The sequence below is a fragment of the Streptomyces canus 299MFChir4.1 genome (genome assembly GCF_000383615.1).
Lineage (GTDB): Bacteria > Actinomycetota > Actinomycetes > Streptomycetales > Streptomycetaceae > Streptomyces > Streptomyces canus_C.
On sequence record NZ_KB911586.1, the window covers coordinates 14873 to 40343 of the forward strand.

General features: G+C 70.3%; 22 protein-coding genes and 2 pseudogenes. 12 read left to right on the forward strand and 12 right to left on the reverse strand.

Annotated elements, in window-relative coordinates; genetic code table 11:
• Positions 1 to 139: 139 nt before the first annotated feature.
• Entirely contained in the window at positions 140 to 3343 is a 3204-nt protein-coding gene (locus H293_RS0113710; protein WP_020118463.1) for a tetratricopeptide repeat protein, read from the forward strand.
• 569 nt (positions 3344 to 3912) lie between these two features.
• Here H293_RS0113710 and H293_RS0113715 read toward each other — a convergent pair.
• Positions 3913 to 4170 carry a hypothetical protein gene (locus H293_RS0113715; protein WP_007384368.1) on the reverse strand — a complete coding sequence of 86 codons (258 nt, stop codon included), beginning with the start codon at positions 4168 to 4170 and terminating at the stop codon, positions 3913 to 3915.
• Positions 4163 to 5023 carry a mycothiol conjugate amidase Mca gene (gene mca / locus H293_RS0113720; RefSeq protein ID WP_033415396.1) on the reverse strand — a complete coding sequence of 287 codons (861 nt, stop codon included), beginning with the start codon at positions 5021 to 5023 and terminating at the stop codon, positions 4163 to 4165. The genes H293_RS0113715 and mca overlap by 8 nt, the downstream gene beginning before the upstream one ends.
• A 136-nt stretch (positions 5024 to 5159) precedes the next feature.
• On the opposite strand from mca, the gene H293_RS0113725 reads away from it, so the two are divergent.
• Both H293_RS0113725 and greA read left to right on the forward strand, forming a co-directional pair.
• Complete coding sequence (locus tag H293_RS0113725) at positions 5160 to 5558, forward strand: DUF4307 domain-containing protein (RefSeq protein ID WP_020118466.1); 399 nt, start codon at positions 5160 to 5162, stop codon at positions 5556 to 5558.
• A gap of 167 nt (positions 5559 to 5725) precedes the next feature.
• A complete protein-coding gene (greA, locus tag H293_RS0113730; RefSeq protein ID WP_020118467.1) occupies positions 5726 to 6226 on the forward strand; it encodes a transcription elongation factor GreA in 501 nt (166 codons plus the stop codon).
• Between the two features lie 60 nt (positions 6227 to 6286).
• Here greA and H293_RS0113735 read toward each other — a convergent pair whose 3' ends face one another.
• The 3 genes from H293_RS0113735 to ilvA form a co-directional block, all read right to left on the reverse strand.
• Positions 6287 to 7144, reverse strand: coding sequence for an ABC transporter permease (locus tag H293_RS0113735; RefSeq protein ID WP_020118468.1), 858 nt, complete (start codon positions 7142 to 7144; stop codon positions 6287 to 6289).
• Positions 7141 to 8121, reverse strand: a complete 981-nt coding sequence (locus H293_RS0113740; RefSeq protein ID WP_020118469.1) for a daunorubicin resistance protein DrrA family ABC transporter ATP-binding protein — start codon at positions 8119 to 8121, stop codon at positions 7141 to 7143. The genes H293_RS0113735 and H293_RS0113740 overlap by 4 nt, the downstream gene beginning before the upstream one ends.
• A gap of 182 nt (positions 8122 to 8303) precedes the next feature.
• Complete coding sequence (ilvA, locus tag H293_RS0113745; protein ID WP_020118470.1) at positions 8304 to 9533, reverse strand: threonine ammonia-lyase; 1230 nt, start codon at positions 9531 to 9533, stop codon at positions 8304 to 8306.
• A 163-nt stretch (positions 9534 to 9696) separates the two neighbouring features.
• On the opposite strand from ilvA, the gene H293_RS0113750 reads away from it, so the two are divergent.
• The 3 genes from H293_RS0113750 (at position 9697) to H293_RS0113760 (ending at position 11153) form a co-directional block, all read left to right on the forward strand.
• On the forward strand, positions 9697 to 10200 hold the full coding sequence (locus H293_RS0113750) for a MarR family winged helix-turn-helix transcriptional regulator (protein WP_020118471.1): 504 nt from the start codon (positions 9697 to 9699) through the stop codon (positions 10198 to 10200).
• 169 nt (positions 10201 to 10369) lie between these two features.
• The gene (locus H293_RS0113755; protein ID WP_020118472.1) at positions 10370 to 10873 is read left to right on the forward strand and encodes a sigma factor-like helix-turn-helix DNA-binding protein; all 504 of its coding nucleotides are present in this window, start codon (positions 10370 to 10372) and stop codon (positions 10871 to 10873) included.
• A gap of 28 nt (positions 10874 to 10901) precedes the next feature.
• Positions 10902 to 11153 (forward strand): hypothetical protein, encoded by a 252-nt coding sequence (locus H293_RS0113760; protein WP_020118473.1) that lies wholly within the window; start codon positions 10902 to 10904, stop codon positions 11151 to 11153.
• Positions 11154 to 11179: 26 nt separating this feature from the next.
• Here the strand turns inward: H293_RS0113760 and H293_RS0113765 are convergent, their stop codons facing one another.
• Positions 11180 to 12337, reverse strand: coding sequence for a cystathionine gamma-synthase (locus tag H293_RS0113765; protein ID WP_020118474.1), 1158 nt, complete (start codon positions 12335 to 12337; stop codon positions 11180 to 11182).
• Between the two features lie 193 nt (positions 12338 to 12530).
• On the opposite strand from H293_RS0113765, the gene H293_RS0113770 reads away from it, so the two are divergent.
• Both H293_RS0113770 and H293_RS60090 read left to right on the forward strand, forming a co-directional pair.
• Positions 12531 to 13649 (forward strand): hypothetical protein, encoded by a 1119-nt coding sequence (locus H293_RS0113770; RefSeq protein ID WP_020118475.1) that lies wholly within the window; start codon positions 12531 to 12533, stop codon positions 13647 to 13649.
• Positions 13650 to 14002: 353 nt separating this feature from the next.
• Positions 14003 to 14161 (forward strand): annotated as a pseudogene (locus H293_RS60090) (peptide-methionine (S)-S-oxide reductase MsrA); the annotation flags it as partial.
• A gap of 168 nt (positions 14162 to 14329) precedes the next feature.
• Here the strand turns inward: H293_RS60090 and msrA are convergent.
• A complete protein-coding gene (gene msrA / locus H293_RS0113775; RefSeq protein WP_020118476.1) occupies positions 14330 to 14842 on the reverse strand; it encodes a peptide-methionine (S)-S-oxide reductase MsrA in 513 nt (170 codons plus the stop codon).
• A 293-nt stretch (positions 14843 to 15135) separates the two neighbouring features.
• On the opposite strand from msrA, the gene H293_RS0113785 reads away from it, so the two are divergent.
• A complete protein-coding gene (locus H293_RS0113785; protein ID WP_020118478.1) occupies positions 15136 to 16056 on the forward strand; it encodes a DUF5829 family protein in 921 nt (306 codons plus the stop codon).
• Positions 16057 to 16128: 72 nt separating this feature from the next.
• Here the strand turns inward: H293_RS0113785 and H293_RS0113790 are convergent, their stop codons facing one another.
• Positions 16129 to 16512 (reverse strand): VOC family protein, encoded by a 384-nt coding sequence (locus tag H293_RS0113790; protein ID WP_020118479.1) that lies wholly within the window; start codon positions 16510 to 16512, stop codon positions 16129 to 16131.
• A gap of 440 nt (positions 16513 to 16952) precedes the next feature.
• Between H293_RS0113790 and H293_RS52680 the strand changes: the two are divergent.
• A pseudogene (locus H293_RS52680) lies at positions 16953 to 17644 on the forward strand (FecCD family ABC transporter permease); the annotation flags it as partial.
• 101 nt (positions 17645 to 17745) lie between these two features.
• Here H293_RS52680 and H293_RS0113800 read toward each other — a convergent pair.
• Positions 17746 to 18786, reverse strand: a complete 1041-nt coding sequence (locus tag H293_RS0113800; RefSeq protein ID WP_020118481.1) for an NAD(P)-dependent alcohol dehydrogenase — start codon at positions 18784 to 18786, stop codon at positions 17746 to 17748.
• Between the two features lie 179 nt (positions 18787 to 18965).
• On the opposite strand from H293_RS0113800, the gene H293_RS0113805 reads away from it, so the two are divergent.
• Positions 18966 to 19868 (forward strand): helix-turn-helix domain-containing protein, encoded by a 903-nt coding sequence (locus H293_RS0113805; protein ID WP_020118482.1) that lies wholly within the window; start codon positions 18966 to 18968, stop codon positions 19866 to 19868.
• A 12-nt stretch (positions 19869 to 19880) separates the two neighbouring features.
• Here the strand turns inward: H293_RS0113805 and H293_RS0113810 are convergent, their stop codons facing one another.
• Complete coding sequence (locus H293_RS0113810; RefSeq protein ID WP_020118483.1) at positions 19881 to 20651, reverse strand: group II truncated hemoglobin; 771 nt, start codon at positions 20649 to 20651, stop codon at positions 19881 to 19883.
• A 126-nt stretch (positions 20652 to 20777) separates the two neighbouring features.
• Between H293_RS0113810 and H293_RS58425 the strand changes: the two genes are divergently transcribed.
• Complete coding sequence (locus H293_RS58425; RefSeq protein WP_158694416.1) at positions 20778 to 20966, forward strand: hypothetical protein; 189 nt, start codon at positions 20778 to 20780, stop codon at positions 20964 to 20966.
• Here H293_RS58425 and H293_RS0113820 read toward each other — a convergent pair.
• Positions 20954 to 24274 carry a S8 family peptidase gene (locus tag H293_RS0113820; RefSeq protein WP_020118485.1) on the reverse strand — a complete coding sequence of 1107 codons (3321 nt, stop codon included), beginning with the start codon at positions 24272 to 24274 and terminating at the stop codon, positions 20954 to 20956. The two genes, H293_RS58425 and H293_RS0113820, sit on opposite strands and share 13 nt — an antisense overlap.
• 210 nt (positions 24275 to 24484) lie before the next feature.
• The gene (locus H293_RS0113825; protein WP_020118486.1) at positions 24485 to 25168 is read right to left on the reverse strand and encodes an ABC transporter ATP-binding protein; all 684 of its coding nucleotides are present in this window, start codon (positions 25166 to 25168) and stop codon (positions 24485 to 24487) included.
• Positions 25169 to 25471 lie beyond the last annotated feature (303 nt).

Here is a 25471-nt window from a genome sequence, read left to right on the forward strand (position 1 = left end):
GGTCAGGCGGCAGGCGGTCCCGACTGCGATGTCGACAAACCCTCCCCGATCGGAGCGGGATCGCCTCGCCCTCTCGCCCCGATGCCCCGTCCGCAGCACACTTGACCAAGAAAGCCGTTGCCGCCGGAGGGGGACTGACATGCGGGACAGCCATCGGGCGGAAGCCGAACGGCTGTTGGGGCGGGCCGTGGAGGAGGAGGTGCGGCGATCGGGCGGGCGGGTCGACGGCGTCGTACTGCTCGCGCGGGCCCGTGGATCGCTGGACGCGATGGCGCAGACGGCCGCCGAGGAGTACGAGGCCTACACGCGCGCGCTGGACGAGGCGCAGGCCGGGCAGCTGACCTTCGGGCAGCGGTATGCGAAGGAGGCGTCCGGGACTCCCCTGCTGGTGGCGGCGGTCGCCGCCCTGGCCGCCGCCGTCGCCGACCTGGCGCTCGGCACCGACGCGGGCACCGCGCTGGGCGCGGGCGTGGTCGTGGGGGTCGTGGGTGCCGCGGCGACCGTGGTGAAGGTGGCCGGTTCGCATCTGCCGGCCGCGCATCACCGGGCGGGCGCGATGGGCCAGCCCGGCGGTCCGGAACAACTGCGGCTCCAGTGGCTGACGGCGCTGGAGGTACGGGGGATCCGGCCCTTCCTCGACCAGCAGCGGGTGCTGAACGCGTCGACCGGTCCGAAGAAGACGGGCCCTCGACTGCGCGGCACGGACAAGAGCGCGGCGGCCAGGGGAAGGAGCGTGCTGGAGCAGTCGTTCGGTCAACTTCCCGAGCGGATCGGTGAGTTCGCGGGCCGCCGGACGGAGATGGGCCGGATACGGCAGTGGGTGCAGGCGTCGCGTGCGACCACCGAGACCCGGCCCACGGTGGTCGTGCTGCACGGACCGCCCGGCAGCGGCCGTACGGCACTCGCGGTCCGGGCGGCGCACGAGCTCAAGGACTACTTCCGGGGTGCCTGCGTCGTGGACCTGCGCGGCGACAACCCGGAGGAGTCGCCGCTGTCCACCCGGGACGCGCTGATGCATCTGCTGAACCGGCTCGGCGCCCCGCGCGAGCAGTTGTTGTTCCGTGAGCGTTCCTCCCCGGACCAGCAGGTCAAGCGGCTGAGCGAGCTGTACCAGCAGCATCTGACCGGTCTGCCGGTGACCATCGTCCTGGACGACGCCTCGGACCCCGAGCAGGTCCGCACCCTCGTCCCCGAGCGTTCCGACAGCCTGGTCCTGGTCACCGCGCGCGAGCCGCTCGTTCTGCCGTCGGACCTCGCCGCCCAGGTGCACGAGCTCCCGGTCGACTCCCTGGACGCGGCGGGCGCCGAGGAGCTCCTGGAGGCGGCCGCCCAGTCCGCCACCGGCCCCTACGACGCCCAGTCCGCGGACCGGATCAGGGAGCTGTGCGGCGGTCTGCCGCTGGCCCTGCGCATAGCGGGCTCGTCCCTCGGCTCCCGCTCCCCGCGCCAACTCGCCGCGGATCTGGGGGCGTACGGTCCGGTCGGGCCGGTCGAACGCGCCCTGTGGCTCCGCTACACCGACCAGTCGGAGCCGGCCCGCCGGCTGCTGCGCCGGCTCGCGCTGGCCGGGCGGTCCTCGCTCGGCGCCGCCGCGGCCGCCGCGCTGCTGGCCACCGACGAGACGGAGGCGACCCGGCACCTGGTGGCGCTGGCCCGCGCGGGCCTGATCGACCACGTGCGCGGCAGCCGTTACCGCGTCCACGACGTGGTCCGCGCCTTCGCCCAGGCCCGACTGTCGGACGAGGAGGAGCCGGCCGAGCGCACGGCCGCGCAGGAACGCCTCATCGTCAACTACGCCGATCTCGCCGACAACGTGCTGCGCCTGGTCGACGGCAACATGTCGACCCGCTCGGACCGGTTCAGCCCGCACGGTTTCACCTCCCTCGACGAGGCGCTGCGCTGGCTGGACGACGAGTCCAGCTTCATCACGGCGGCGCTGCGGCACGCGGACGGCGTCAACCAGGGGGCGGTCCTCAACCTCCTGGGCGCGCTGTGCGACTACTGCCTGCTGCGCGGCGACCTCTACCGCCTGGGCGAGATCAGCGAGTTGGCGCAGGCGGTGGACCAGGGGCTGCTGGTCCGTTCGGTGCAGTGGCGCACCGGTATCGCCGCCCGCCAGCTGGGCGAGCTGGACAAGGCGCGCACGACCCTGACCTCCGTGGTCGACCTGTACTTGGAGGCCCACCACGACGCGGGCGCCGCGCGCGCCCTGTGCTCCCTGGGCATCACCCTGCACCATCAGGGTCATCTGACGGAGGCGGCGGCGAAACTGCAGGAGGCGCTGGCCCTCCAGTCGCCTCCCGAACTGGCCACGGACCGCGCCTGGACCATGCACGCCCTGGCGGCCGTCGAGCGTGACCGTGGGCGCGTGGCCGAGTCCCTGGACCTCCTCACCCGCTCCCTGGTCCTGCACCACGCCGGCGAGTCCGTCCACGGCGAGGCCTGGGCCCACTTCCAGCTCGGCCAGCTGTCCCTGCGCATGGGCGACGTACCGCGTGCGGAGTCGGAGCTCAGAACGGCCCTCGACCTGTACGGCCGTACCCGCGACGCGCGCGGCGAGGCGTGGGCGCTGACCCAGCTGGCGCGGGCCCGGCTGGTGGCCGGGGACCCGTCGGCGGCGGTGGACGGTCTGCGCCAGGCGGCCTCCCTGCACCGCGACAACGAGGACGCGCGCGGTGAGGCATGGACGGTGTACTACCTGGGCCAGGCGCTGGAGGAGACGGGCAACCTGGACCTCGCGGTCCGTGAGCTGGAGCGCTCCCGCACGATGTTCTCCCGCATGCGGGACGTCTACGGCCTGGCCTGCGCCCGCCACCACTCGGCCCGTGTCACCCGCGACCAACGGGCCGCGCAGACGGGCTCGTTGCGCAACTCGGGCTTCGCGCGCCAGCTCCTGGTCGACGCCCGCGCCGACTTCCAGCGCATCGGTGTCGCCCACGGCGAGGCATGGACCTGCCTGGAACTGGCGGTGGTGGACGCGGGCAACGGCCGTACCCCGCAGGCCCTCGCCCTGTGCGACGAGGCGGCGGCCCTGTTCGCCTCCTACGGCGACCAGCGGGGCGAGGACTGGGCCCGCTTCCTGCGCTGCACGCTGCTGCCGTACGCGGCACCGGGCGGCGTGGAGATCGGCGCCGCGGTCGCCCAGGAGGAACTGGCGGAACTGGGCCGCCGGGAGCACGCGGCACGGGACGAGAAGCTGGACGACTACGTGGGGGCGTACGGCCTGCTGCTGGAGCGCGGGGTCAACCTGGACGCGGGATGGCAGGCATGGCGCCTGGGCATGGTCCCGAACCGGCATGCGCGTGAGGTGATGGGGGTGGGGGTGGCCCCGGCGCGGGGCTGAGCGGCACGGGCGTAGCGGACACCCGCGGGGTCTCGGTGGTCCGGGTGCCGGGTGCCTGGGATACCGGGCGCGCGTGTACCTCGGCGCCCCGGAGACTGTAGTACGTCTCAGAGATCCGGAAGCCGCGCGCCTCGGTGACCCGCACGCCGAACGTCACGGCGACCCGAAAGCCGGGCGCCACGGTGATCCAGAAGCCGGGCGCGTTGGTGCCCGGCACGCCGGGCGTCACGGCAATCCGCACGCCGACGCCACAGTGACCCGCACACCGGGCGTCACGGCAATCCACACCCTGACGCCACGTTGACCCGCACACCGGGCATCACGGTAATCCGCACACCAACGCCTCGGTGGCCCGCACACCGGGCGTCACGGCAATCCGCACACCAACGCCTCAGCGACCCGGAAACCAGGCGCCACGGTGATCCAGAAGCCAGGCGCCTCGGTGACCCGCACGCGGGCCGGGGCGCGCTTTGGGCCCGGCGTCGGCGGAGTCTGCCCGTCCGCTGCTGTCCCCGGCCCGGACACGGCCGAGGACGGGAGGGGTGTCCCTCCCGTCCGGGCCGCGTGGTTCAGCCCTTGGCCGGCGAGGCCTTGCCGGACGGACCCTCGGCGGTGTTCTTGCCGGAGGTCTCGTCCGGGGACTCCTGGAAGTCGACCTTGTTCATGTGCTTGCTCATGGACTTCATCAGGGCCCACACCGCCAGGGCCATCGCCGCGAAGACGATGAAGCCGAGGACGCCGGGGGTGACCTTGTCCTCGTCGACCTCCTTGGCGAGGGTCACGAAGTGCGTCATTGCCAGGCTTGCGCTTGCGCTCATGTCAGGCATTGTCGCGGATGCCCGCAAAGAGGTCGTCCTCGGGGAGGGAGGTATCGACGAGGGACTTCGCGAGCTCGTACTCCTCCGTCGGCCAGACCTCCTTCTGGAGCTCCAGCGGGACGCGGAACCAGCCGCCGTCGGGGTCGATCTGCGTCGCGTGCGCGATCAGGGCCTTGTCGCGGATCTCGAAGAACTCCGCGCACGGAATGTGCGTGGTCAGGGTGCGGTCGCGCATCGGCGAGTCGTCCCAGCGCTTGAGCCAGTCGCCGTACGGAGACTCCATGCCCCGCTCGATCAGCGCGTGGTGCAGCGCCTCGGTGCGGGGACGGTTGAAGCCCTGGTTGTAGTAGAGCTTGACCGGCTGGTAGGCCGGGCCGAACTCGGACTCGGGGAACTTCTCGGTGTCCGCCGCGCCCTCGAACGCCACCATCGAGATCTTGTGGGTCATGATGTGGTCGGGGTGCGGGTAGCCGCCGTTCTCGTCGTAGGTGGTGATCACCTGGGGACGGAAGGCGCGGATCTGCTTCACCAGCTCGCCGGCCGCCTTGTCGACGTCCTCCAGGGCGAAGCAGCCCTCGGGCAGCGGCGGCAGCGGGTCGCCCTCGGGCAGACCGGAGTCGACGAAGCCGAGCCACTCCTGCCGGACGCCGAGGATCTCGCGGGCCTCGTCCATCTCCTTCTTGCGTACCTCGTGGATGTGCTCCTCGATGTACTTGTCGCCCTGGAGCTTCGGATTGAGGATGGAGCCGCGCTCCCCTCCCGTGCAGGTCACGACCAGCACGTCCACCCCCTCGGACACATACTTCGCCATGGTGGCCGCGCCCTTGCTCGACTCGTCGTCGGGGTGGGCGTGCACGGCCATCAGTCGCAGCTGGTCAGTCAAGACTCAATCCTCGTAGGTCGGCGCCCCCGGTGTCTTCGGGCGCGAACGGCGGCTTCTATAGTGACCGAATCGGGGGACGTTTAATTCCACGGTCTTGGTTTCCCAGGAGACGATCATGAGCACGGCGAGCACGCAGCTGCCCGAGGGCCGGTACGGCCGCGCCTCGGACGAACGTGCCGACCACAAACTCAAGATCGCCGGCGCCGTGCTCGGCGCCTTCCTGCTCGCGTTGATCGGTTACTTCGCCTACCACTACGTCGGCCAGAACAAGATCAGCGGCGAGGTGATCGCCTTCGACGCGAAGAACTCGGCGGTCGAGGTGCATCTGGAGGTCCGCAAGGACTCCGGCACCTCCGGCTACTGCACGATCCGCTCGCAGGCGGCGGACGGCTCCGAGGTGGGCCGGGCCGACTTCCGCTTCGGCGGTGACGCCACCCGCATCGACAAGGTCGTCACGCTCCGTACGACGGCCCCGGGCACCACGGCCGAGCTGCTGGGCTGTCACGCCGACTGACGTCACCCCGATACGTGACCGCTGACCTGCGTCGACGTATTTCTGATGGCTTATGTCCTCCCCCTTCGGCTCCTGAATTGTTAGGCTCGTGGTTTCGCCCATCCGTGAAGGAACATTCTTCTGGGTAGGGCGATGCTTTGTATTCCCAGTACCTACGAGGAGCACCTGTGACCCAGACCAGCGAAGACGTCACCTGGCTGACCCAGGAGGCGTACACCAAGCTCAAGGAGGAGCTGGCGTACCTGTCTGGTCCCGCGCGCGAGGAAGTCACCGCGAAGATCGCGGCAGCGCGCGAGGAGGGCGACCTGCGCGAGAACGGCGGGTACCACGCAGCCAAGGAAGAGCAGGGCAAGCAGGAGCTCCGCATCCGCCAGCTGACCCAGCTCCTGGAGAAGGCCAAGGTCGGCGAGGCGCCGACGTCGACGGACGGTGCCGTGGCGCCCGGCATGGTCGTGACGATCGCCTTCGACGGTGACGAGGACGACACGATGACCTTCCTGCTCGCCTCGCGCGAGTACGCGAGCGCTGACGTCGAGACCTACTCGCCGCAGTCCCCGCTGGGCTCCGGCGTGATCGGCCACAAGGTCGGCGAGGACGCGCAGTACGAACTGCCGAACGGCAAGAAGGCCTCCGTGACCATCCTCAAGGCCGAGCCCTACAACGGCTGACCCCGGCCGACTGTCCGTCCTCGGCGGGCCCCCGGCGCCCTCGCGGCACCGGGGGCTCTGTCATGCGGTGGCCGAGCGGTACTTGCGGACCGCCAACGTCCTGAACACGACGACGATCAGGATCGAGTAGATCAGCGAGGCCCAGACCGGGTGCTGCATGGGCCAGGCGCTGGAGGTGGACTGGCCCGGGTTGGCGAAGAGCACCCGGCAGGCCTGTGCGGTGGCGCTGAACGGGTTCCACTCGGCGATGTGTCTGAGCCACGGGGTCATGTGGCTGGTGTCCACGAAGGCGTTCGAGATGAACGTGACCGGGAAGAGCCAGATCAGCCCGCTGGAGGTGGCCGCCTCGGGGGTACGGACGGACATGCCGATCAGGGCGCCGATCCAGGTGAACGCGTAGCCGAGCAGGAGCAACAGGCCGAAGGCGGCCAGCACCTTTCCGGCATTGGTGTCGCCGTCCGATCCGACGCGCCAGCCGACCAGCAGCGCGACCACGGCGAGGACGACCAGAGTCAGGGCCGTCTGCACCAGGTCGGCGAAGGTGCGCCCGGTCAGCACCGCCCCGCGGGCCATCGGCAGGGAGCGGAATCGGTCGATGAGTCCCTTGTGCATGTCGTCGGCGATGCCCGCGCCGGAGCTCGCGGTGGCGAAGGTGACGGTCTGCGCGAAAATGCCCGCCATCAGGAAGTTCTTGTAGTCGGTCGCGCTGGTGCTGTTGCCGATCTGCATGGATCCGCCGAAGACGTAGGTGAACAGCACCACGAACATGATCGGCTGGATGAGCCCGTAGATGATCATCTCGGGAATCCGGGACATGCGGATCAGATTGCGCTTGGCGACGACCATGGAGTCCCGGAAGGACTGCCTGATGGGGTTCGCGGCCGGTGCGACCCGCGCGGTGTCGGTGACGGCGCTCACTTGGTGGTCTCCTTCGTGTCGCTCTCCTCGTCCTTGACCTCGGCCACGTGTCCCGTCAGAGACAGGAAGACGTCGTCGAGGGTGGGGCGGCGCAGGCCGATGTCGTCTATCTCGATGCCCCGGGTGTCGAGCTCGCGGATGACCTCGGCGAGCAGCTTGGCGCCGCCGGTGACGGGCACGGTGAGCTTGCGCATGTGGTCCTCGACCGTGGTGTCGCCCTTGCCGAAGCCGCGCAGGATCTCCGAGGCGGCCTGGATGTGCTCGCGCTCGTGCACGACGACCTCGACGCGCTCGCCGCCGGTGCGGGCCTTGAGCTGGTCGGAGGTGCCCGTGGCGATGACATGGCCTTGGTCGACGACGGCGATGTCGTGGGCGAGGTGGTCGGCCTCCTCCAGGTACTGGGTGGTCAGCAGCAGGGTCGTGCCCCCGGAGACCAGCTGCTTGATGACCTCCCACAGCAGTTGGCGGTTGCGCGGGTCGAGGCCGGTCGTCGGCTCGTCCATGAACATCACGGGCGGTGAGACCACCAGGGCGGCCGCGAGGTCGAGGCGGCGGCGCATTCCGCCGGAGTAGGTCTTGGTGGGGCGGTCGGCCGCGTCGGCGAGGTCGAACTGCTCCAGCAGCTCGGTCGCGCGCGCCTTCGCCGGCTTGGCCTTCATCTGGTAGAGCTGGCCGACCATCTGAAGGTTCTCGCGGCCGGTGAGGTATTCGTCGACCGCCGCGAACTGGCCGGACAGGCCGATGGAGCGGCGCACGGCGTCGGGGTCCTTGAGGACGTCGATGCCGGCGACGACCGCCGAGCCGCGGTCCGGCTTGAGGAGGGTCGTCAGACAGCGGACGGCTGTCGTCTTGCCCGCGCCGTTCGGTCCGAGGAGGCCCAGGACGGTGCCTTCCGGGACATCGAGGTCGACGCCGTCCAGTGCCTTTACGTCTCCGAAGGTCTTGACCAGGCCTTCGGCATAGATGGCGCCTGGCATATGAGTCTCCACGTCGTCGGGGATTCTGGGGAAAGCCTAGATTTCTGCGGTTTCCTCCGCCCGTCCTTTTCTTCCGTGGGCGGCGTGAGCGGCGACACGAGACACACCATAACGCGATGTATCGCGTCTCTCAATGGACTTACCCGAAAGAGTGATGCCTGACTCCCGGAGGGGCCCTGACCTCAGTCGATGACCGTGTAGCCGGCCTCGCGCAGGGCTCGGCCGACCTCGGCGCAGTGCTCGGGACCCTTTGTCTCCAGGTGCAGCTCGACCTCCGCCTCCGCGAGCCCGAGCCGTGGATCGGTCCGGACGTGGCTCACGTCCAGGACATTAGCGTCGACCACTGACAACACCCCGAGAAGCGTCGCGAGGGCACCGGGCCGGTCCGTCAGGCGCAGCCGCACGGCCAGGTAGCGGCCCTGCGCGGACATGCCGTGCCGCAGGACCCGCTGGAGCAGCACCGGGTCGACGTTGCCGCCGGACAGCACGGCGACGACCGGGCCCTCGAAGGCTCCCGGGTCGCTCAGCAGAGCGGCGACCGGGCTCGCCCCGGCCGGCTCGACGACCAGCTTGGCCCGCTCCAGACACAGCAGCAGCGCGGCGGACAGCTCGTCCTCGGTCACCGTGCGGACCTCGTCCACGAGTTCGCCCACGATCCCGAACGGCACGTCCCCGGGCCGCCCCACCTTCATGCCGTCGGCCATCGTCGCCGGGTTCTCGATCGACACCGGGTGCCCGGCCGCCAGCGAGGGCGGGTACGCGGCCGCGCCCGCCGCCTGCACACCGACGATCCGCACGTCGGGCCTGAGCGCCTTCACGGCGATCGCGACCCCGGCCGCGAGTCCGCCGCCGCCGATGCCGAGGACGACCGTGCGCACCTCCGGGCACTGCTCCAGGATCTCCAGTCCGACCGTGCCCTGGCCCGCGATGACGTCCGGGTGGTCGAAGGGGTGGATGAACACCGCGCCCGTCTCGGCCGCGTACTCCTGCGCGGCGGCCAGGGTCTCGTCGACCACCTGGCCGTGCAGGCGCACCTCGGCGCCGTAGTGCCGGGTGGCGCTGATCTTGGGCAGCGGGGCGCCCTTGGGCATGAACACGGTGGAGCGCACGCCGAGCAGCGTGGACGCCAGCGCCACACCCTGCGCGTGGTTTCCCGCACTCGCGGCCACGACACCCGCGGCCCGCTCCTCGGGCAGCAGGCCGGCGATCCGGACGTAGGCGCCACGCAGTTTGAACGATCCCGTCCGCTGGAGGTTCTCGCACTTGAAGTGCACCGGCGCGCCCACCAGCTGACTCAGATGGCGGCTGCCCTCCATCGCGGTCGTCCGCGCCACGCCCGACAGCATCTTCTGCGCGCCGCGCACGTCGTCGAGCGTCACCGGCGGCACGGGGTGGGCCTTGCGGTAGTTCATGACTCAAGTCTCGCAGTTCACACGCGCGTGTTCGCGCTGTGACCAACGTCCGAGACGGGTTTGCGCAGCGCCGGTACGGCCCGCCCCCCGGCCGCGTACTCTGTCCCCCAATTCAGCTGCCCCTTCATGAAGTGAGCCTCCGGCCATGCCCACAACACCTGGAATGTCGATGGACATGACGACCGTCGGTGACACCGGTCTTCTCGACACCCTGCAGCACGAGGTGGCGGTCTTCGCCCGTCGTGCCGAACAGACCCGGCTCGGCGGAGTGGGCCAGGTGCGCAACTCCATGGACCGCGCCGCGTACCTGCTGCTCAACCGGCTCGACAAGGAAGGACCGATGGGCGTCAAGGCGCTCGCGGCGAGCATGGGCATCGACTCGTCGACGGTCACCCGTCAGGTGGCGCCGCTCGTCGACACCGGCCTGGTCAAGCGCACCTCGCACCCCGAGGACGGCCGCGCGGTGGTCCTCCAGCTGTCCCCGCGCGGGCAGTCCCGGCTGGAGGAAGTGCGCTCCTCCCGGCGTCAGTTGATGGCCGAGCTGACACACGACTGGGCACCGGAGGAGCGCGAGGCGTTCTGCACGCTCCTCACGCGCTTCAACACCGCCCTGTCCTCCCGGATGGCGGTCCAGGGCGTTCCGGGTCCGGAGGCGCAGTCCTCCTAGACAAGCGTCCTCTCAGGTACGCGCACGCGCGCGTGGTGCCCCGCCTCTTGACCGGACGGCCACACCGGGCCTCATATGAGATCGGGTCCTCGGAGACCGGATCCTCGGAGACCGGGTCCTCGTGGTCGTACGAAGCCGACGTACGGCCATCGGCAGGCGGGGAGGTGCGGTGCGGCAACGGCAGGCGTCCCAGAGCACGCGTCGCGCCCGGGAGTTCGAGGCGTTCGTCGCGGGCGCGGCCGGGCGGCTGCTGCATGCCGCGACGCTCCTGACGGCGGAGGCCCCGGACGACAACCCGCGCGCGCGGCGTCTGCTGACGCTGGCGCTCGCCCACACGTACGCGTGCTGGGACCGGCTGCGCGGCGAGGACCCCTACGACCGGGCCCGCGAGCACGTCGCCCTGCGCTTCGCCCACGAGGCCTGGCGCCGCCACGGCCTCCTGCTCGGCGGCCGCACGCCCCCTTCCGGCCCGTTGTCCCGGCTGGCCCCCCAGGAGCGTCTTGTCCTGGTGCTGCGCCTCTACGAGGGCGTGGCCGAGGAACAGGCGGCGGCCCTGCTCGGCCTGCCGGCGGAACGCGTCCGCGCGATCTGCGACCGGGCGACCGCCACGCTGCTGCACCCACCGCGTGGGCCCGCACCGGCGGTGGTGGGACCGAAGGTGGCGGCGTCATGAGACACACGGGTCGCTCCGGGAGGCGCACGTGAACCGGACCCAGCGCGAGGCCGTGGTGCGGCGGCTCATGGAGCAGCAGGGAACACCGCAGGTACCGGCGGATCTGTACACAGACTCCGTGCGGCGGGGCTCGCGCATGCTGCGACGCAGGACCGCGGCGCGCCGGCTCATGTGGCTGCTGCTGCTCGCCGCGAGCGTGGCGTTCGTGGTGTGGGCGCTGACCGCGCGCCCCTGGGTGGAGCCGCCGTCCACGACGACTCCACCGATGACGGGCTGGTGAACCCGGTCCGGCCTCCCGGCCGACGGCTACTTGGCCAGCGCCTGCTGCAGGTCATCCAGCAGGTCGTCGACGTTCTCGATACCCACGGACAGGCGCACGAGGTCGGCGGGGACCTCGAGGGCCGAGCCCGCCACGGACGCGTGCGTCATCCGCCCGGGGTGCTCGATCAGCGACTCGACACCGCCCAGGGACTCCCCCAGCGTGAAGATCCTGGCGCGGTTGCAGACCTCGACGGCCGCCTCCTCGCCGCCCTCCACCCGGAAGGAGACCATGCCGCCGAAGGACCGCATCTGCTTGGCCGCGACCTCGTGGCCGGGGTGCTCCGCCAGGCCCGGGTAGAGCACCTGCGTCACGCGCGCGTGCCGGGTCAGCATGTCGGCGATCTTCGTGGCGTTCTCGCTGTGCCGGTCCATGCGCACCGACAGCGTCTTGGCGCCGCGCAGCACCAGCCAGGAGTCGAAGGGCCCGGCGACCGCGCCCATCGCGTTCTGGTGGTACGCCAGCTCCTCGCCGAGCGTCTCGTCGGCGGTGACCAGCGCGCCGCCCACGACGTCGGAGTGGCCGCCCATGTACTTGGTCAGGGAGTGCACCACGACATCGGCGCCGAGCGACAGGGGCTGCTGGAGGTAGGGCGTCGCGAAGGTGTTGTCGACGACGAGCTTGGCGCCCGCGTCCCGGGAGACCTGGGCGACGGCGGCGATGTCGGTGATGCCGAGCAGCGGGTTGGAGGGGGTCTCCACCCACACGGCCTTGGTCTTCGGGGTGATCGCGGCCCGTACGGCGGCCGGGTCGCTGGTGTCGGCGACCGACCACTCGACGCCCCAGCGGGCGACGACCTTCGCGAAGAGGCGGAACGTGCCGCCGTACGCGTCGTTGGGGATGACCACGTGGTCGCCGGGGCTGAGCAGCGTACGCAGCAGGCAGTCCTCGGCCGCCAGCCCGGACGCGAACGCGAGGCCCCGGCGGCCGCCTTCGAGGGCGGCGAGGTTCTCCTCCAGGGCGGTGCGGGTGGGGTTGGCGCTGCGGCTGTACTCGTAGCCGCCGCGCAGACCGCCCACGCCGTCCTGCTTGTAGGTCGAGACCTGGTAGATCGGCGGGACCACCGCGCCGGTGAGGGGATCCGCGGTGTTGCCCGCGTGAATCGCGAGGGTCTCGAAGTGCTGACTGATGTGCCTGTCGCTCATGGGCTCCGAGGGTAGTCCGCCCGGAGGACCGATGACGGACGACGGGCTCCCGACGGCCGTACGGCAGGGTTTTCCCCAGGTGTCGGGCCGGTGCGGGAGGTTTTCCCCAGGGCGTCCGCGCCGGGCCGGGGAGTTTTCCACAGGGCGCGGACCGGGTTGGGCAATTGTCGGCGGCGTCTGGAACTCTTGGGGCATGGAGATTCTCTGGGTCCTGATGGCGGCGGTCCTGCTGGGCTTCGTCCTGCTTCCATTCCTGCGGCGCAGGCGGGGTGGGATCGAGCAGGTCCCGGCGGGCCACCCGGACGCCGCGGACCCGGCGGACTACGGCTTCGTACGGCAGGAGGAGCTGGACATCCGCATGCCCGGCCCCGACCAGGACCTGCTGGACGTCCTGGACCTGGTGCAGCGCACACAGGACTACAAGGCCGCCTCCCAACTCCTGGCGGGCACCGAGCGGGAGGGCGAGCTGCGCTGGCAGCGCGTGCAGGCCTTCGCCGGGGCCGCCTCGCTGGAGCTTCAGCAGCGGCCGGGCGGGGTCAGCGAGGCGCCGGGCGGACAGTGGCTGCGGGTGTGGCGGGCCGAGCAGCCCAAGGACGCGGGCGGCGCGGCGGTGCACGCGGAGTTCCTGGTGCAGCAGGCGTGGCGGACGTCGACCCCGGGCACGGACGAGTTCCGGATCATCATGGAGGAAGCGAGGGCGGCCAGCGGCGAGGCGGCTCTGCTGGCTCCCGGCGATCCGGTCCCGTACCTCGTCGAGCTCTCGGTCGCGCGCGGACTGGCCTACTCCCAGGCGGAGTTCGAGCAGCTGTGGCTGAAGATCCTGGACCGCGCTCCGAACCACATGGGGGCGCACCTGGCCGCGCTGCACTACTGGTGCGAGAAGTGGCACGGCTCGCGGAAGCTGGCGTACGAGTTCGCGGAGGCTGCGGCCGCCCGGGCCCCGCACGGCTCGCTGCTCGCCGCGATGCCGTTGTTCGCGGTCTTCGAGCACCTGCCCGAGGTCAATCTGGTCAGCGGTTTCTACCAGAGCGAAGTCGTCACCAAGGCCATGCACGGCGCGCTGCACGCCGTCCACTCGGCCCGCGCCGAGGACCCGATGCTGGCCCACGTCCGCCATCTGCTGGTCTTCTTCCTGGTGCGCGGCGAGCGCTGGGCGGAGGCCATGAACCAGCTCGTGCACATCGACGGCCACGTCGGCGCCCTGCCCTGGACCCTGTCCGCAGACCCGGCCGCGGAGTTCGCGATATACCGGGCGCTGGCAGTGGCGGGCTACGAGGCGAACGGCGGCAGCCCGGCGACGCTGACGCAGTGACGCGGTGATTTCTTCGGGGGCCCGCTCACCCGGCTCTCGACGCCGGTCTCCGGCCGAGGGGGCGTGGGCAGGGCGGCTCGCCTCAGCGGGGCCGCGGAGTGTCGGGCGGGTGAGGCGCCCGTGCCGAGGCATGCCTCGCACCGACGTCCGCTTCACCTTCAGCCTTCAGCCTCCCAATGACACCTGCCTGCCTGACTGACTGCCTGCCTTGGGGTGGTTCGGCCACCGCCCTCCACCCCTCCCGCCGCGCAGGTCGACGCCGGGTCTGTCGGAATGCGGGCCGGCAGGGAACCGTTGTTCTCCCTGCCGCCACGCACCTCTGCCCGGCACGCACGATCGAAGGAGCTCGCGTCATGCTGTTCGGCCGTACGCCCGTCCTGCCCACCGCCGAGCAGGCACTGAAGGGCCGCTCCCAGCCGGCGTTCACGGTCCCCGACCGGCACACCGTCCTCGGCACGCCGCTGCTCGGCCCCTACCCCGAGGGCTACCGGATCGCGGACTTCGGCCTGGGCTCCGCCCGGCGAGCGGTGGTGGCACGTCTTCCACTCCGACTGCTCCGAACTCCGGGCTGTCGGCTTCTCCCCCGCCGGGTGTGTGACGCACGGGGGGGGGAGGCTTCAGCCAGCAGACGGCAACCAGCAGGCGGCCGATGTCAGACGGTCGGCGTCAGACAGCCGGCGTCAGCCCTCCGCACGCGCCGGCAGGCGCCAGCCCGGGCGCGGGAAGTGGCAGGTGTAGCCGTCCGGGTAACGCTCGAGGTAGTCCTGATGCTCGGGCTCGGCCTCCCAGAACGGACCGACCGGCTCCACCTCGGTGACGACCTTGCCCGGCCAGAGCCCGGAGGCGTCCACGTCCGCGATCGTGTCCTCGGCGATCCGCTTCTGCTCGTCGTCGACGTAGTAGATCGCCGAACGGTAGCTGAGGCCGATGTCGTTGCCCTGGCGGTTCTTGGTGCTCGGGTCGTGGATCTGGAAGAAGAACTCCAGGATCGTGCGGTAGTCGGTCGCCGCCGGATCGAAGAGGATCTCGATGGCCTCCGCGTGCGTTCCGTGGTTGCGGTACGTCGCGTTCGGCACGTCGCCCCCGGTGTATCCGACCCGGGTCGCCGTCACCCCCGGTAGGCGGCGGATCAGGTCCTCCATCCCCCAGAAGCACCCGCCCGCCAGCACGGCCCTCTGCGTCTGCGCGGCCATCACGGCCCTCCCATGTCTGTCATCGCTCAGCTCGGTCATTGGGGCTGCTCGGCTCGCACGGCTCGCACACCACCGGCACGCCTTACCCATTCTCCTCAACAGAGGAGGGCCTCCCGCGATTCCGCGCCCGGCCGGAGCCCGTCCAGAGCCCGTCCGAAGCCCGTCCGGAACCAGTCCATTGACGCCCCCGCCGAACGCGCCATGTCAAGCATTTCGACCCCGTTGAAAAAGATCCGCGGCCGCCGCCTCCCCACCCTACGATCGCCTGCATGCTGATTCATCGGACATTACGGATGATCGTCGTACTCGTGCTGGCCCTCACCGGAGCGCTCGGGGGTGCCGTGGGGACGGCACAGGCCGAGGGGAACCCGTCCTCGAACGACCGGCAGTTGCTGTACTACAACCACTCCTACGGGGTCTTCGACCGGGAGACCGCCGACGCCATCGAACACTCCGACTACCTGAGGGACTTCGCCAACTTCCAGGTCCGCACCACGACCGGCACCGGCGGACAGACCTGGACCGGCCGCTACCTGATGGGCCGCGAGACCTATCTCGAACTGTTCGGCGTCGGGGACATCGCGGGCCAGGACGGCACCCTCGGCTCGGCTGGGCTGGGCCTGTCCACCGAACAGGACGGTGACCTGGCGACGGTCACCGAGCGGCTGAAGAGCGAGGGGGTCGCCGACCCCATAGAGTTCCTCCAGACCCGGGACTTCGGTGACGGGGTGCCCGTGCCGTGGTTCGACGCCATCCTCACCGCCACCGAGTACGACGCCTTCGGGGCCTGGGCGATGGAGTACCGGCCGGAGTACTTCGCCGATCCCCGCAGCAAGACCGAGCCCGCGAGTTTCCCCGGTGACGTCGGCCGGGAGCGTGTCCTGTCCGACGACTACCGCACTCACCTGATGCGTGACGTGACCTCCGTCCGCATCGCGGTCACCGAGGGCGACCTCGCCGACACCGTGCCGCTGCTGCGGGCCGGCGGGTTCGCCGTCAAGAACGTGGCCGGCGGTGGTGTCGTCGCGCAGGGGGGCGGCACCACGATCCGGTTCGACTCCGTTCCGCGTGAGCAAGCCGGGTTCCAGCGGGTCGAGATGTCGCTCAACCGGCCCGTCCAGGACCGGCACGTGGAGCAGATCGGTCACTCGACGCTCACCGTCGGCCCGGGCAGCCGTGCCGTGTGGACGTTCGCAGCCAACGGCACCCGGTAGCCGGGCAGCAGACAGCGGGTGCGCCCCCTACGAGGGGCGCACCCCCACGCGTCCCCCCTGCCCCAAGAGACCTCAGCCCCCACTGCCGTACGGCCGCGTCAGAATCTCCAGCCGGTGGCCGCCCGGGTCGTCGAAGTACGCGCCCCGGCCTCCGTCGTTGCGGTTGATCTCGCCGGGCCGGTGGTGGAAGGGGTCCGCCCAGTACGTCAGTCCCGCCTCCCGGATCCGGGCGAAGATCGTGTCGAAGTCGTCCTCGGAGACGAGGAACGCGTAGTGCTGCGGCGTGATCTCGTCGTTCGTGTCCATGTAGTCGAGGGTCACGCCGTTGGGGATCGCGACCGGGACGAAGGGGCCGTACCGCGGGCTCACGCTCAGGCCCAGGATGTCGGCCAGGAAGCGGGCCGAGGCGTGCTTGTCGTGTGCGGCGACGATGGTGTGGTTCAGCTGAACGGTCATCGTGGAGGCCTCCTCCTCACGACCATACTCCGCAAGCAGCTAAGGTAAGCCTTGCCTTGCCTTAGCTGCTCAGCGAGAGCCCGGCACCACCGGAGGAGTCGTGCGTACAGCAGCAGTGCAGGCCGTCCTCGCCTCGGTCGTCGTCGGAGGGCTGCTCGCCGGCTGCTCGTCCTCGGACACCGGCGGGACGACCGGGAAGGCCGACCGAAACCCGGTGCTGGGGGCCTCCGGAAACGCCTCCGAGGGCCCTTCCGCCGCCCCGAACACCCTCGCCGACGGCATGGGCTCCGACCGGGACACCGACGGTGCCTTCCCGCGCACGGTCACGCACTTCGAGGGCAGGACCACGGTCAAGGCCCAGCCGAAGAAGATCGCGGTGCTCAGCACCAGGCAGCTCGACGACCTGCTGTCCCTGGGGGTCGTCCCCGCGGCCACCACCCGCGCCGACATCGCCGGCCCTCGCCACCGGGACGGTCGGCGCGCCCGCCGCCATGCCGGTCGTCTCCGTCGCCGGAGGTCTCGGCGCCGACGCCCTCGTCCACGTGCTCGCCTGGCGGCGCGGTATGCAGGCCGGCCGGTTCGTGCTCGTCGGCGTCGGGATCGGGGTCGCCCTGTCCGCCGTCGTGCAGCTGTATCTCGCCGACTCCGAGCTGGAAGCCGCCGAGCAGGTGAAGCTGTGGCTGACGGGGAGTCTCAACGGGCGCGGCTGGGAGCAGGCCGGGCCCCTGGGCGTCGTACTCCTGCTGGCTCTGCCCGCCCTGGTGTGGGCGGCCAGGGCCGCGCGGCCGCTCGGGCTCGACCCGGACACCGCTGCCGCGCTGGGCGTACGGGTGGACCGGGTGCGGCTCGGGCTGACCGTGCTCGGGGTGGTGCTCGCCGCGACCGCCACCGGGGCCGCGGGGCCGATCGGGTTCGTCGCGCTGACCTCGCCGCAGCTGACCCGGCGGCTGACCCGCACGCCCCAGCTGCCGCTGCTGTGCTCGGCGCTGACCGGCGCCCTCGTCTGGTGGCCGCCGATCTCGTCGCGCGGACGCTGCTGCCGCCGCTGGAGATCCCGTTCGGGGCGCTGACCTCGCTGGTCGGGGGGCCGTATCTGCTGTGGTTGCTGGGTCGGCGGAGCGCCGTACGGTGAACCGCCTGCCAGGAGGGCCGTACGGCGAGAAGCCGTGCCGGACGGCCATGCGCCGAAGCGACCCGGTACGGAACCGGGTCCCTTTCTGCGAACTACGTGTGTCAGATCGTCGCCGTGTCGATCACGAACCGGTAGCGGACATCGCTGTTGACGACCCGCTCGTACGCCTCGTTGATCTCCGACGCGGCGATCAGCTCGATCTCGGCGCCGATGCCGTGCTCGGCGCAGAAGTCCAGCATCTCCTGGGTCTCGGCGATGCCGCCGATCGCCGAACCGGCGAGAATCTTGCTGCCGCCGATGAGGGAGAAGAGGTTCAGGGCGATCGGCTCCTCGGGGGCGCCGACGTTCACCAGGGCGCCGCCCGCCTTGAGCAGGCTCAGGTACGCGCCGAAGTTCAGCGGCGCCGAGACGGTGGAGAGGATGAGGTCGAAGGAGGCCGCCAGCTCCTTGAAGGTGTTCTCGTCGCTGGTCGCGTAGTAGTGGTCGGCGCCCAGCTTCAGGCCGTCGTCCTTCTTGCGCAGGGACTGCGACAGGACGGTGACCTCGGCACCCAGCGCGTGCGCGATCTTGACGCCCATGTGGCCGAGCCCGCCCAGGCCGATCACGGCGACGTTCTTGCCGGGGCCGGCGCCCCACCTCTTCAGCGGGGAGTAGGTGGTGATGCCGGCGCACAGCAGCGGGGCGGCCTCGTCGAGGGACAGGCCCTCGGGAATGCGGACGACATAGTTCTCGTCGACGACGATCTTCTCGGAGTAGCCGCCGTAGGTGGGCTCGCCGTCCTTGCCGATGCCGTTGTACGTGGGGACGTTGCCCCGGACGCAGTGCTGCTCGATGCCGGCCTTGCAGTTCTCGCACTCACCGCACGAGTCGACCATGCAGCCGACGCCGACGCGGTCGCCGACCTCGTACTTGGTGACGCCGGGGCCGACCTCGGAGACGATGCCGGCGATCTCGTGGCCCGGGACCATCGGGAAGATCGCCTCGCCCCAGCCCTCACGGGCCTGGTGGATGTCGGAGTGGCAGATGCCGGCGAACTTGATGTCGATCAGGACGTCGTGCTCACGGACCGCCCGGCGCTCGATGGTGGTGCGCTCCAGGGGAGCCTTCGCGGCGGGGGTGGCGTATGCGGCGACAGTGGTCATGCCGGGGTCTCTCCTAGCGAGGGGTGCGTGCCCGGCTGCCTTCTGTCCCTCCGTCCGGGCACGCGCTCCAGCGTGCCTGACGGATCACGATCCACCCAGGTCACCGCTTGGCGTACGTTCGCTGGTCCTACTACTGACGGGGACAGGATGGTGAGCGTACGACCGTGAATACTTGACGTATGGACGAGATGGCCGAGGGACTGCCCAGAAGGGGCTCACTGGACCGGCGTGCCGAGCTCAGCGAGTTCCTGCGCACCCGGCGGGCCCGGCTGAGGCCGGAGGACGTGGGGCTGCCGGACTTCGGACGGCACCGCAGGGTGCCGGGACTGCGCCGCGAGGAGCTGGCCCAGCTGGCGGGCGTCTCCGTGGCGTACTACACGCGCCTGGAGCAGGGCAACGGGCGGAACGTCTCGGCGGAGGTCCTCGACTCGATCGCCCGTGCCCTGCGGCTCACCGACGCCGAGCACGCGCACCTGACGCATCTGGCGAAGCCGAAGGAGCACAAGAAGAAGACCACCGCGCGCACCGAGCAGGTACGCGGGGCGATCAGGCACCTGCTGGACTCCATCGAGGTCCCGGCGTACGTCTCGGGGCGCCGGTCGGACATCGTCGCCTGGAACCGGATGGCGGCGGCGGTCTTCGGGGACTGGGCGGAGCTGCCGGCGCGGGAGCGGAACTGGGCACGGCTGATCTTCCTGCGGCCGGAGTACCAAGACCTGTTCGTGCCGTGGGAGCAGAAGGCCAGTGACGTGGTCAGCCACCTCCGCATGGACGCGGGCTGCCATCCCGACGACCCCCGTCTGTCCGCCCTCGTCGGGGAGCTCTCGGTGAAGAGCGAGGAGTTCAGGCGTCTGTGGGCCACGCACGACGTCAAGGAGAAGGGCTACGGCGCCAAGCACCTGCGTCATCCGCTGGTCGGCGAACTGACCCTGCACTACGAGTCGTTCCCACTGTCCGACGGCACCGAGCAGGTCCTGATCACCTACCACGCGGAGCCGGGCTCGCCGTCCGCGGACGCCCTGCGGCTGCTGGCGAGCTGGGGCGCGGACGCCACCCGCGCGGGTGAGTCCGCGCGCCCCTGACCCGGCGCCCGCTCAGCCCTGGTACGGCGGTGCCGCGCCCCAGTTCCACTGCGGCACCGGCTGCTCCGCGGGCGGCTTGGCGTCCGGTCCCGAGAAGTGGACCGCGAGCCGGGTGCCCCACTCCACGTAGGCGAGGAACGCCGAACGGAACTCCGCGTCGGTGGGCAGCCCGGCCTCGTCGGCGGCGTCCTGGATGAGGTTCACCCAGCGGCGGCGCTGCTGCTCGGTGATGTCGCGGCCCAGGTGCTTGGCGACCATGTGGCCATGGCCGCCCTGGGTCTCCGAGTAGGCGGTCGGGCCGCCGAAGACCTCCGCGAGCCACAGAGCGACATGCTCGGCGTGCTCGGGGGCCAGGCCCGCGAAGACCGGGGCCAGGAGGTCGTCGGCCAGGACCTTCTCGTAGAACACCGTGGTCAGCCGGCCGAAGGCCTCCGCGCCGCCCGCCCACGCGAACAGGGTGGGCACGGCGGCGCCCCGGCCGCGGACCGTCGTCGGTTTGTAGTGGCGCATCTCCTCGATGTTCTCGATGTACGGCCGGATCTCGGCGAGGAAGTCCGGGAACAGCTCGGACTCGCGGAAGCCCTCCAGATGGTCCTCGGTGGAGGTCCAGGTGATGCGCAGGACGAAGTGCTCGAAGTCCTCCTCGCACCGCGCCAGTTCGAAGTCGACGCACTGCGGGGCCGCCGCCAACTGGACCGAGGCGTGGGTGTAGGCGGACAGGAACTCCGCCGAGCGGTCTTCCGGGATGCGGTAGCGGATGTACTCGACGGTTTCTGTGGTCATGCCCTCACACAAACACGGACCTCCGCCGGAAGCTCCCCCTCCACCCCGGAGTTCGCTGTCGGCTCAGTCGGAGGCTCTGACGAAGCCGAGCCGGGCGCGGGCGGGCGACCGGGGCTGGTGGTCCAGGTGGACGACACGGTCGAAGCGGTCCTCGCCCTCGAAATGGAGGACGACCGGGTCACCCGCATCCGGGCGGTACGCAATCCGGAGAACGCGGCCCTGGACGGCCGGCTGACGCAAACGAAAGGACCGCCGGAAGCGGTGTGCTTCCGGCGGGCCCTGCGACTACCGCTTCCTACAGGTCACTTCCCGTAGTACGCGTTGTAGATCGAGATCGTCGACTTGTTGCCCTTCTTGTCGGCGATCTTGGCGTGGAAGGAGATGGCCTTCCCCTTCGCCGGGTTCTTCACGGTGATCTTGCCGCCCGAGACCGTGACCTTCTTCCAGGTCTGGCCGTAGTCGTACGACACGTACACCGCGAGGGACTTCAGGTTGGAGCCCTTCGCGGAGCCCTCGACGGTCAACGGGATCTTGACCGTCTTACCGGCCTCGACCCTGCTGTCCAGACCCGTGGCCGCGTTGAAGCGGACCATGGAGGCGGGCAGCTTGGTGAAGTCGGTCGTCTTCTTCGACGAGAACGTCCAGCTGGCGTCGATCCGGGTGGAGGCCGCCGCGACCTTGACACTGCGCTTGACCGAGGTCGTCAGCTTGTAGTTGGCCTGGCCGGCCGGAACCTTGAAGGTCTTCTCGCCGAACAGCGGGTCGTCGTTCGAGCCGACCTTGACGCCGTTCTTGTACAGCGTGGTGGTCACCGAGGTGAACGCCGAGGAACCGGCGTGGCCACTGCCGTCCGCGAACAGCGGGATGGAGCCGAGGATCTCGTTGCCGTCGCGGTACAGACCGAAGTCGGCGTTGAGATGCGGGCCGAAGACCGCGGTGTTGAAGGTCTTCGCGTAGGACTTGCCGCCCTGGAAGGACTGCGCGGCACCGAGCGTGTAGTACGCGTCGGCGATCGGGAAGCCGTCGGGGTCGACACCGCCGTCCTGCTCGAAGTCCATGCCCCACTTGACGCCGCTGGTGGTGGACAGGTGCAGGGTGCGCGTGCCCGGCAGGGTCTGCGGGATCGCCGTCGAGGAGCCGGAGAAGGAGCCGGGCAGCCAGCCCACGGCGTTGACGGAGCCCTTCTTGCCGCTGGCCGCGGCGCCCATGGCGACCTTGACCGTGGCCAGTTCGCTCGCCTTGTAGTGCTTGGTGTAACCGGTGGCGAACTGCTTGACTTTGCTGCCGGCGACGGTGTCGTACTGCTCGGTGGTGCCCTTGCTCCAGTGGCCGTCGAACTGCTCGGTGAGCGAACCGTCCGTCACCTGCGGGCCGAAGTGCGCGGTACGGAAGCCCGCGTACGAGTCGAGGAACCAGCCGTAGCCGTAACCGCCGTCGGCCGTGTCGACCTGGAAGCCGGGCGCGGCGAACGTCGACTTGGCTGCCGCGTCCGGCACGGTGATGTCGACCGGCTTGGCCTTGCGCGCGTCCAGCGTGATCGTCGTGTTCTTCGTGACGTTCAGCTTCGGCTGGACCATCCAGTCGGCGCCCTTGGTGGTGTCCTCCGGGTCCACGAAGTACGCGGAGTTGAGGATGTAACCGCCCTTGGGCACGCGGACGGTGACCGAGCCGTCCTCCTCGTACGGCGAGAACCACTTGCCGTTGGCGAGGCCGGAAATGCCGGACAGGTCGGTGCTGTAGGTCTTGGCCGGCTTGCCGTCACGGTCGAGGACGTTCAGCGTGACGTCGTACGACTCGACCTCCCGCTGCACCGCCGCCGCCGTGCGGACGGTCTGGCCGCCGCCCGTCGCCGTCACGTACGCGGAGTACGCGCCGTCGAGCGTGCCGCCCAGCTTGGTGTTGACGATGACGTCGACGGAGGCCTTGCCGCCCGCCGGGACCGTCACCGTGGTGGCGCCCAGCTTGAAGAAGCCGGCCGGAGCGGCCTGCCCCTTCGGGTTGGTGGCCGTCGACGACAGCTTCAGCGTGACGTCCTTCGTACCGAGGTTGCGGTACGTCACCTGCTTGGTGACCGGCTTGTCGTCGGTGTGCGGCCACAGCTGCGTGCCGAAGCTCACCGACACCGGGTCGGCGATCACGGACTGCGTGATGGCCTTGTCGACCTGGATACGGCCCGAACCCTGCTGGAACGGCGTGTACTTGCCGCCCTTGGCGGAGCCCGTGAGGGCGCCCTTCAGCTCGGCGTAGCCCCAGTCCGGGTGCTCCTGCTTGAGGATCGCCGCCGCGCCCGCGACATGCGGGGTCGCCATCGACGTACCGGAGATGGTCAGGTAGCCGGCGGGCTTCTCGCCGACCTCCTTGTCGATGAGGCTGCCGGGAGCGGCCGCCGCGGTGATGTCCACACCCGGCGCGGTCACGTCGGGCTTGATCTGCCCGTCGAGGCCGGGGCCGGTGCTGGAGAAGGAGGCCAGCTTGTCCTTGTCGTCGACCGCGCCGACGGTCAGGGCGGAGGCGGCGCTGCCGGGGGAGCCGATGGTCTGCTCGCCGAAGCCGCCCTCGTTGCCTGCGGCGATGGCGAACAGGATGCCCTTGGTCTCCGAGAGCTTGTTGACCTCGGCTTCCAGCGGGTCGATCTCCGGGGTGTCGCCGCCGCCCAGGCTCAGGTTGACGACGTTGGCACCCTGCTCGGCGGCCCACTCCATGCCGGCCAGGATCTGCGAGTCGTCGCCGTAGCCGTCGTCGCTGAGCACCTTGCCGTTGAGCAGCTTGGCGCCGGGGGCCACGCCCTTGTACTTGCCGCCGGACTTCGCGCCGGTACCGGCCGCGATGGAGGCGACGTGGGTGCCGTGGCCGAACTTGTCGGTCGCGTCGGCGGAGGTGGAGAAGTTCTTCGCCGCGATCACCTGGTCCTTGAGGTCCGGGTGGGTCGCGTCGATACCGGTGTCAAGAACGGCGATCTTGACGCCCTTGCCGTCGTAGCCCTTGGCCCAGGCGGTCGGCGCGCCGATCTGCGGCACGGACTTGTCGAGGCTGGCCTTGCGGACGCCGTCGAGCCAGACGTGCGCGATGCCGGAGGCGGTCTTGTCGCCGTTGGTGACCGCGTCCCACAACTCGGGCGCGTCCTCCTTCGGCGTCTGCACCGCGTCGGCGTTCAAGGAGGACAGGGAGTGGCGGAGCGTGCCCGCGTCCCGGACGTCGTCCTTGGCCGCGCTCGCCGCGCCCTTGTAGCCGACGATCACCTTCAGTCCCTTGCTCTGGGACTTGCGGGTGGCGGCCTTGTTGAGCTCGGTGACGTCGAACAGCCGCTGGTCGAGCTTGCCGCTCGACACCAGGCGGACGACGTCGGACGGCAGCACATAGGTGTGGCCGTCGGCCTTGCGGAGCTGCACCGGTATGTGCTCTCGGCCCTTCGCGGGCTCCAGGCCGACAACGCGGCCCTTGGCGTCCACGACGACGCGGTCACCGGTGATCAGAGTGATGCGGTGCTTGGGCGTGAGCTGTGCCTTGTTCGACTGCGAGACACTCGCGGTCTGCTGCGCATCCGCCGACGCCGGGCTGGTCATGCCCGCCGCGAGCGCTACCGCGGCCGCCGTGGCGATCGTGGCCGCGCATGCCTTTTTCACTTGTCTGCGCAAGTTTCCCCCTTGCAGAAGGACCAGGTGAATTCCCCGTTCACCCGGGCGGGGGGACAGTCGCACGCGTATACGTGCGCCCCCCGGCTCTCGCAGTATGCCGAGGGGTGATCACGACCTCAATAGACAGCTCCCCCACAGCAATGTCTGTTACAAGACTGCGGGATTCAGGGGGAGTTGCGGCTGCTCGCATTCACTCGTTCAGGAGGCGGCGTTCTCCTTCACCGTGATCCTGCCCTTGCGGATCGTGGCGAGGCGGGGGGCCTTCTTCGCGATCGCGGAGTCGTGGGTGACCATGATGAAGGTCAACCCCAGCTCCTTCCACATGCGTTCGAGTACGTCCATGATCTCGTCGCGCATCGACTCGTCGAGGTTGCCGGTGGGTTCGTCGGCGAGGAGCACCTTCGGCTCCTTGACGAGGGCCCGGGCGATGGCGACGCGCTGCTGCTGCCCGCCGGACAACTCGGAGGGCAGATGCCTCAACCGCTCCCCGAGCCCGACGGAGGTGAGGGCCTCGGCCGCCCGCTCCCGCCGCTCCTTCGCCTTCACGCCGAGAGGTACGAGGGCGGTCTCGACGTTCTCCTGGGCGGTGAGGGTGGGGATGAGGTTGAAGGACTGGAAGACGAAGCCGATGTTCTCACTGCGGACCCTGGTCAGCCTGGCCTCCGACAGCTTGGCCAAGTCGGTGCCGTCCAGGACGACTTCGCCCTCCGTGGGCTTGTCCAGTGCGCCGAGCATCTGGAGGAGGGTGGACTTGCCGCCGCCGGTGGGGCCCTGGATGACGAGACGGTCCCCGTCGGCGATGGTGAGGTCCACACCGGCGAGCGCGTCGACGGTGTCCTTGCCTCGGGAGTAGCGCTTGGTGACGCTTCTGAGTTCGTACATGGTGAGCTCCTGGGGTGGTGGGGTTCGGGGTGGTGGGTGCGGGTTCGGGGTGGTGCGGGTTCGGGGTGGTGCGGGTCGTTGTCGACCGCGGGTCGGTGGGGGCTGGTCGCGCAGTTCCCCGCGCCCCTGGGTGGGTGCGGTCACGTCGCTCGTACGCGGGACCGGCGGCGTGGGGCTGTGGTGCGGTAGAACCCGCGTGGCAGCGAACAGCCGTCCCGCCGCAGCAGGCGTTCCACCCGCCACGCGCCACCACGAACAGTCCGCGACCCCGGTACGGCAGAACCCGCGTAACCGCAGGCAGCC

Bases quoted from the DNA above. Each gene is read 5' to 3' on its own strand.
- H293_RS0113825 (WP_020118486.1), bottom strand. From the start codon at position 25,168: ATGTACGAACTCAGAAGCGTCACCAAGCGCTACTCCCGAGGCAAGGAC.
- ilvA (WP_020118470.1), bottom strand. From the start codon at position 9,533: ATGAACTACCGCAAGGCCCACCCCGTGCCGCCGGTGACGCTCGACGAC.
- H293_RS0113715 (WP_007384368.1), bottom strand. From the start codon at position 4,170: ATGCCTGACATGAGCGCAAGCGCAAGCCTGGCAATGACGCACTTCGTG.
- mca (WP_033415396.1), bottom strand. From the start codon at position 5,023: ATGGCCGTGCACGCCCACCCCGACGACGAGTCGAGCAAGGGCGCGGCC.
- H293_RS0113725 (WP_020118466.1), top strand. From the start codon at position 5,160: ATGAGCACGGCGAGCACGCAGCTGCCCGAGGGCCGGTACGGCCGCGCC.
- H293_RS0113765 (WP_020118474.1), bottom strand. From the start codon at position 12,337: ATGAGCGACAGGCACATCAGTCAGCACTTCGAGACCCTCGCGATTCAC.
- H293_RS0113710 (WP_020118463.1), top strand. From the start codon at position 140: ATGCGGGACAGCCATCGGGCGGAAGCCGAACGGCTGTTGGGGCGGGCC.
- msrA (WP_020118476.1), bottom strand. From the start codon at position 14,842: ATGGCCGCGCAGACGCAGAGGGCCGTGCTGGCGGGCGGGTGCTTCTGG.
- H293_RS0113805 (WP_020118482.1), top strand. From the start codon at position 18,966: ATGGACGAGATGGCCGAGGGACTGCCCAGAAGGGGCTCACTGGACCGG.
- H293_RS0113800 (WP_020118481.1), bottom strand. From the start codon at position 18,786: ATGACCACTGTCGCCGCATACGCCACCCCCGCCGCGAAGGCTCCCCTG.
- H293_RS0113790 (WP_020118479.1), bottom strand. From the start codon at position 16,512: ATGACCGTTCAGCTGAACCACACCATCGTCGCCGCACACGACAAGCAC.
- H293_RS0113785 (WP_020118478.1), top strand. From the start codon at position 15,136: ATGATCGTCGTACTCGTGCTGGCCCTCACCGGAGCGCTCGGGGGTGCC.
- H293_RS0113770 (WP_020118475.1), top strand. From the start codon at position 12,531: ATGGAGATTCTCTGGGTCCTGATGGCGGCGGTCCTGCTGGGCTTCGTC.
- H293_RS0113750 (WP_020118471.1), top strand. From the start codon at position 9,697: ATGTCGATGGACATGACGACCGTCGGTGACACCGGTCTTCTCGACACC.
- H293_RS0113810 (WP_020118483.1), bottom strand. From the start codon at position 20,651: ATGACCACAGAAACCGTCGAGTACATCCGCTACCGCATCCCGGAAGAC.
- H293_RS0113740 (WP_020118469.1), bottom strand. From the start codon at position 8,121: ATGCCAGGCGCCATCTATGCCGAAGGCCTGGTCAAGACCTTCGGAGAC.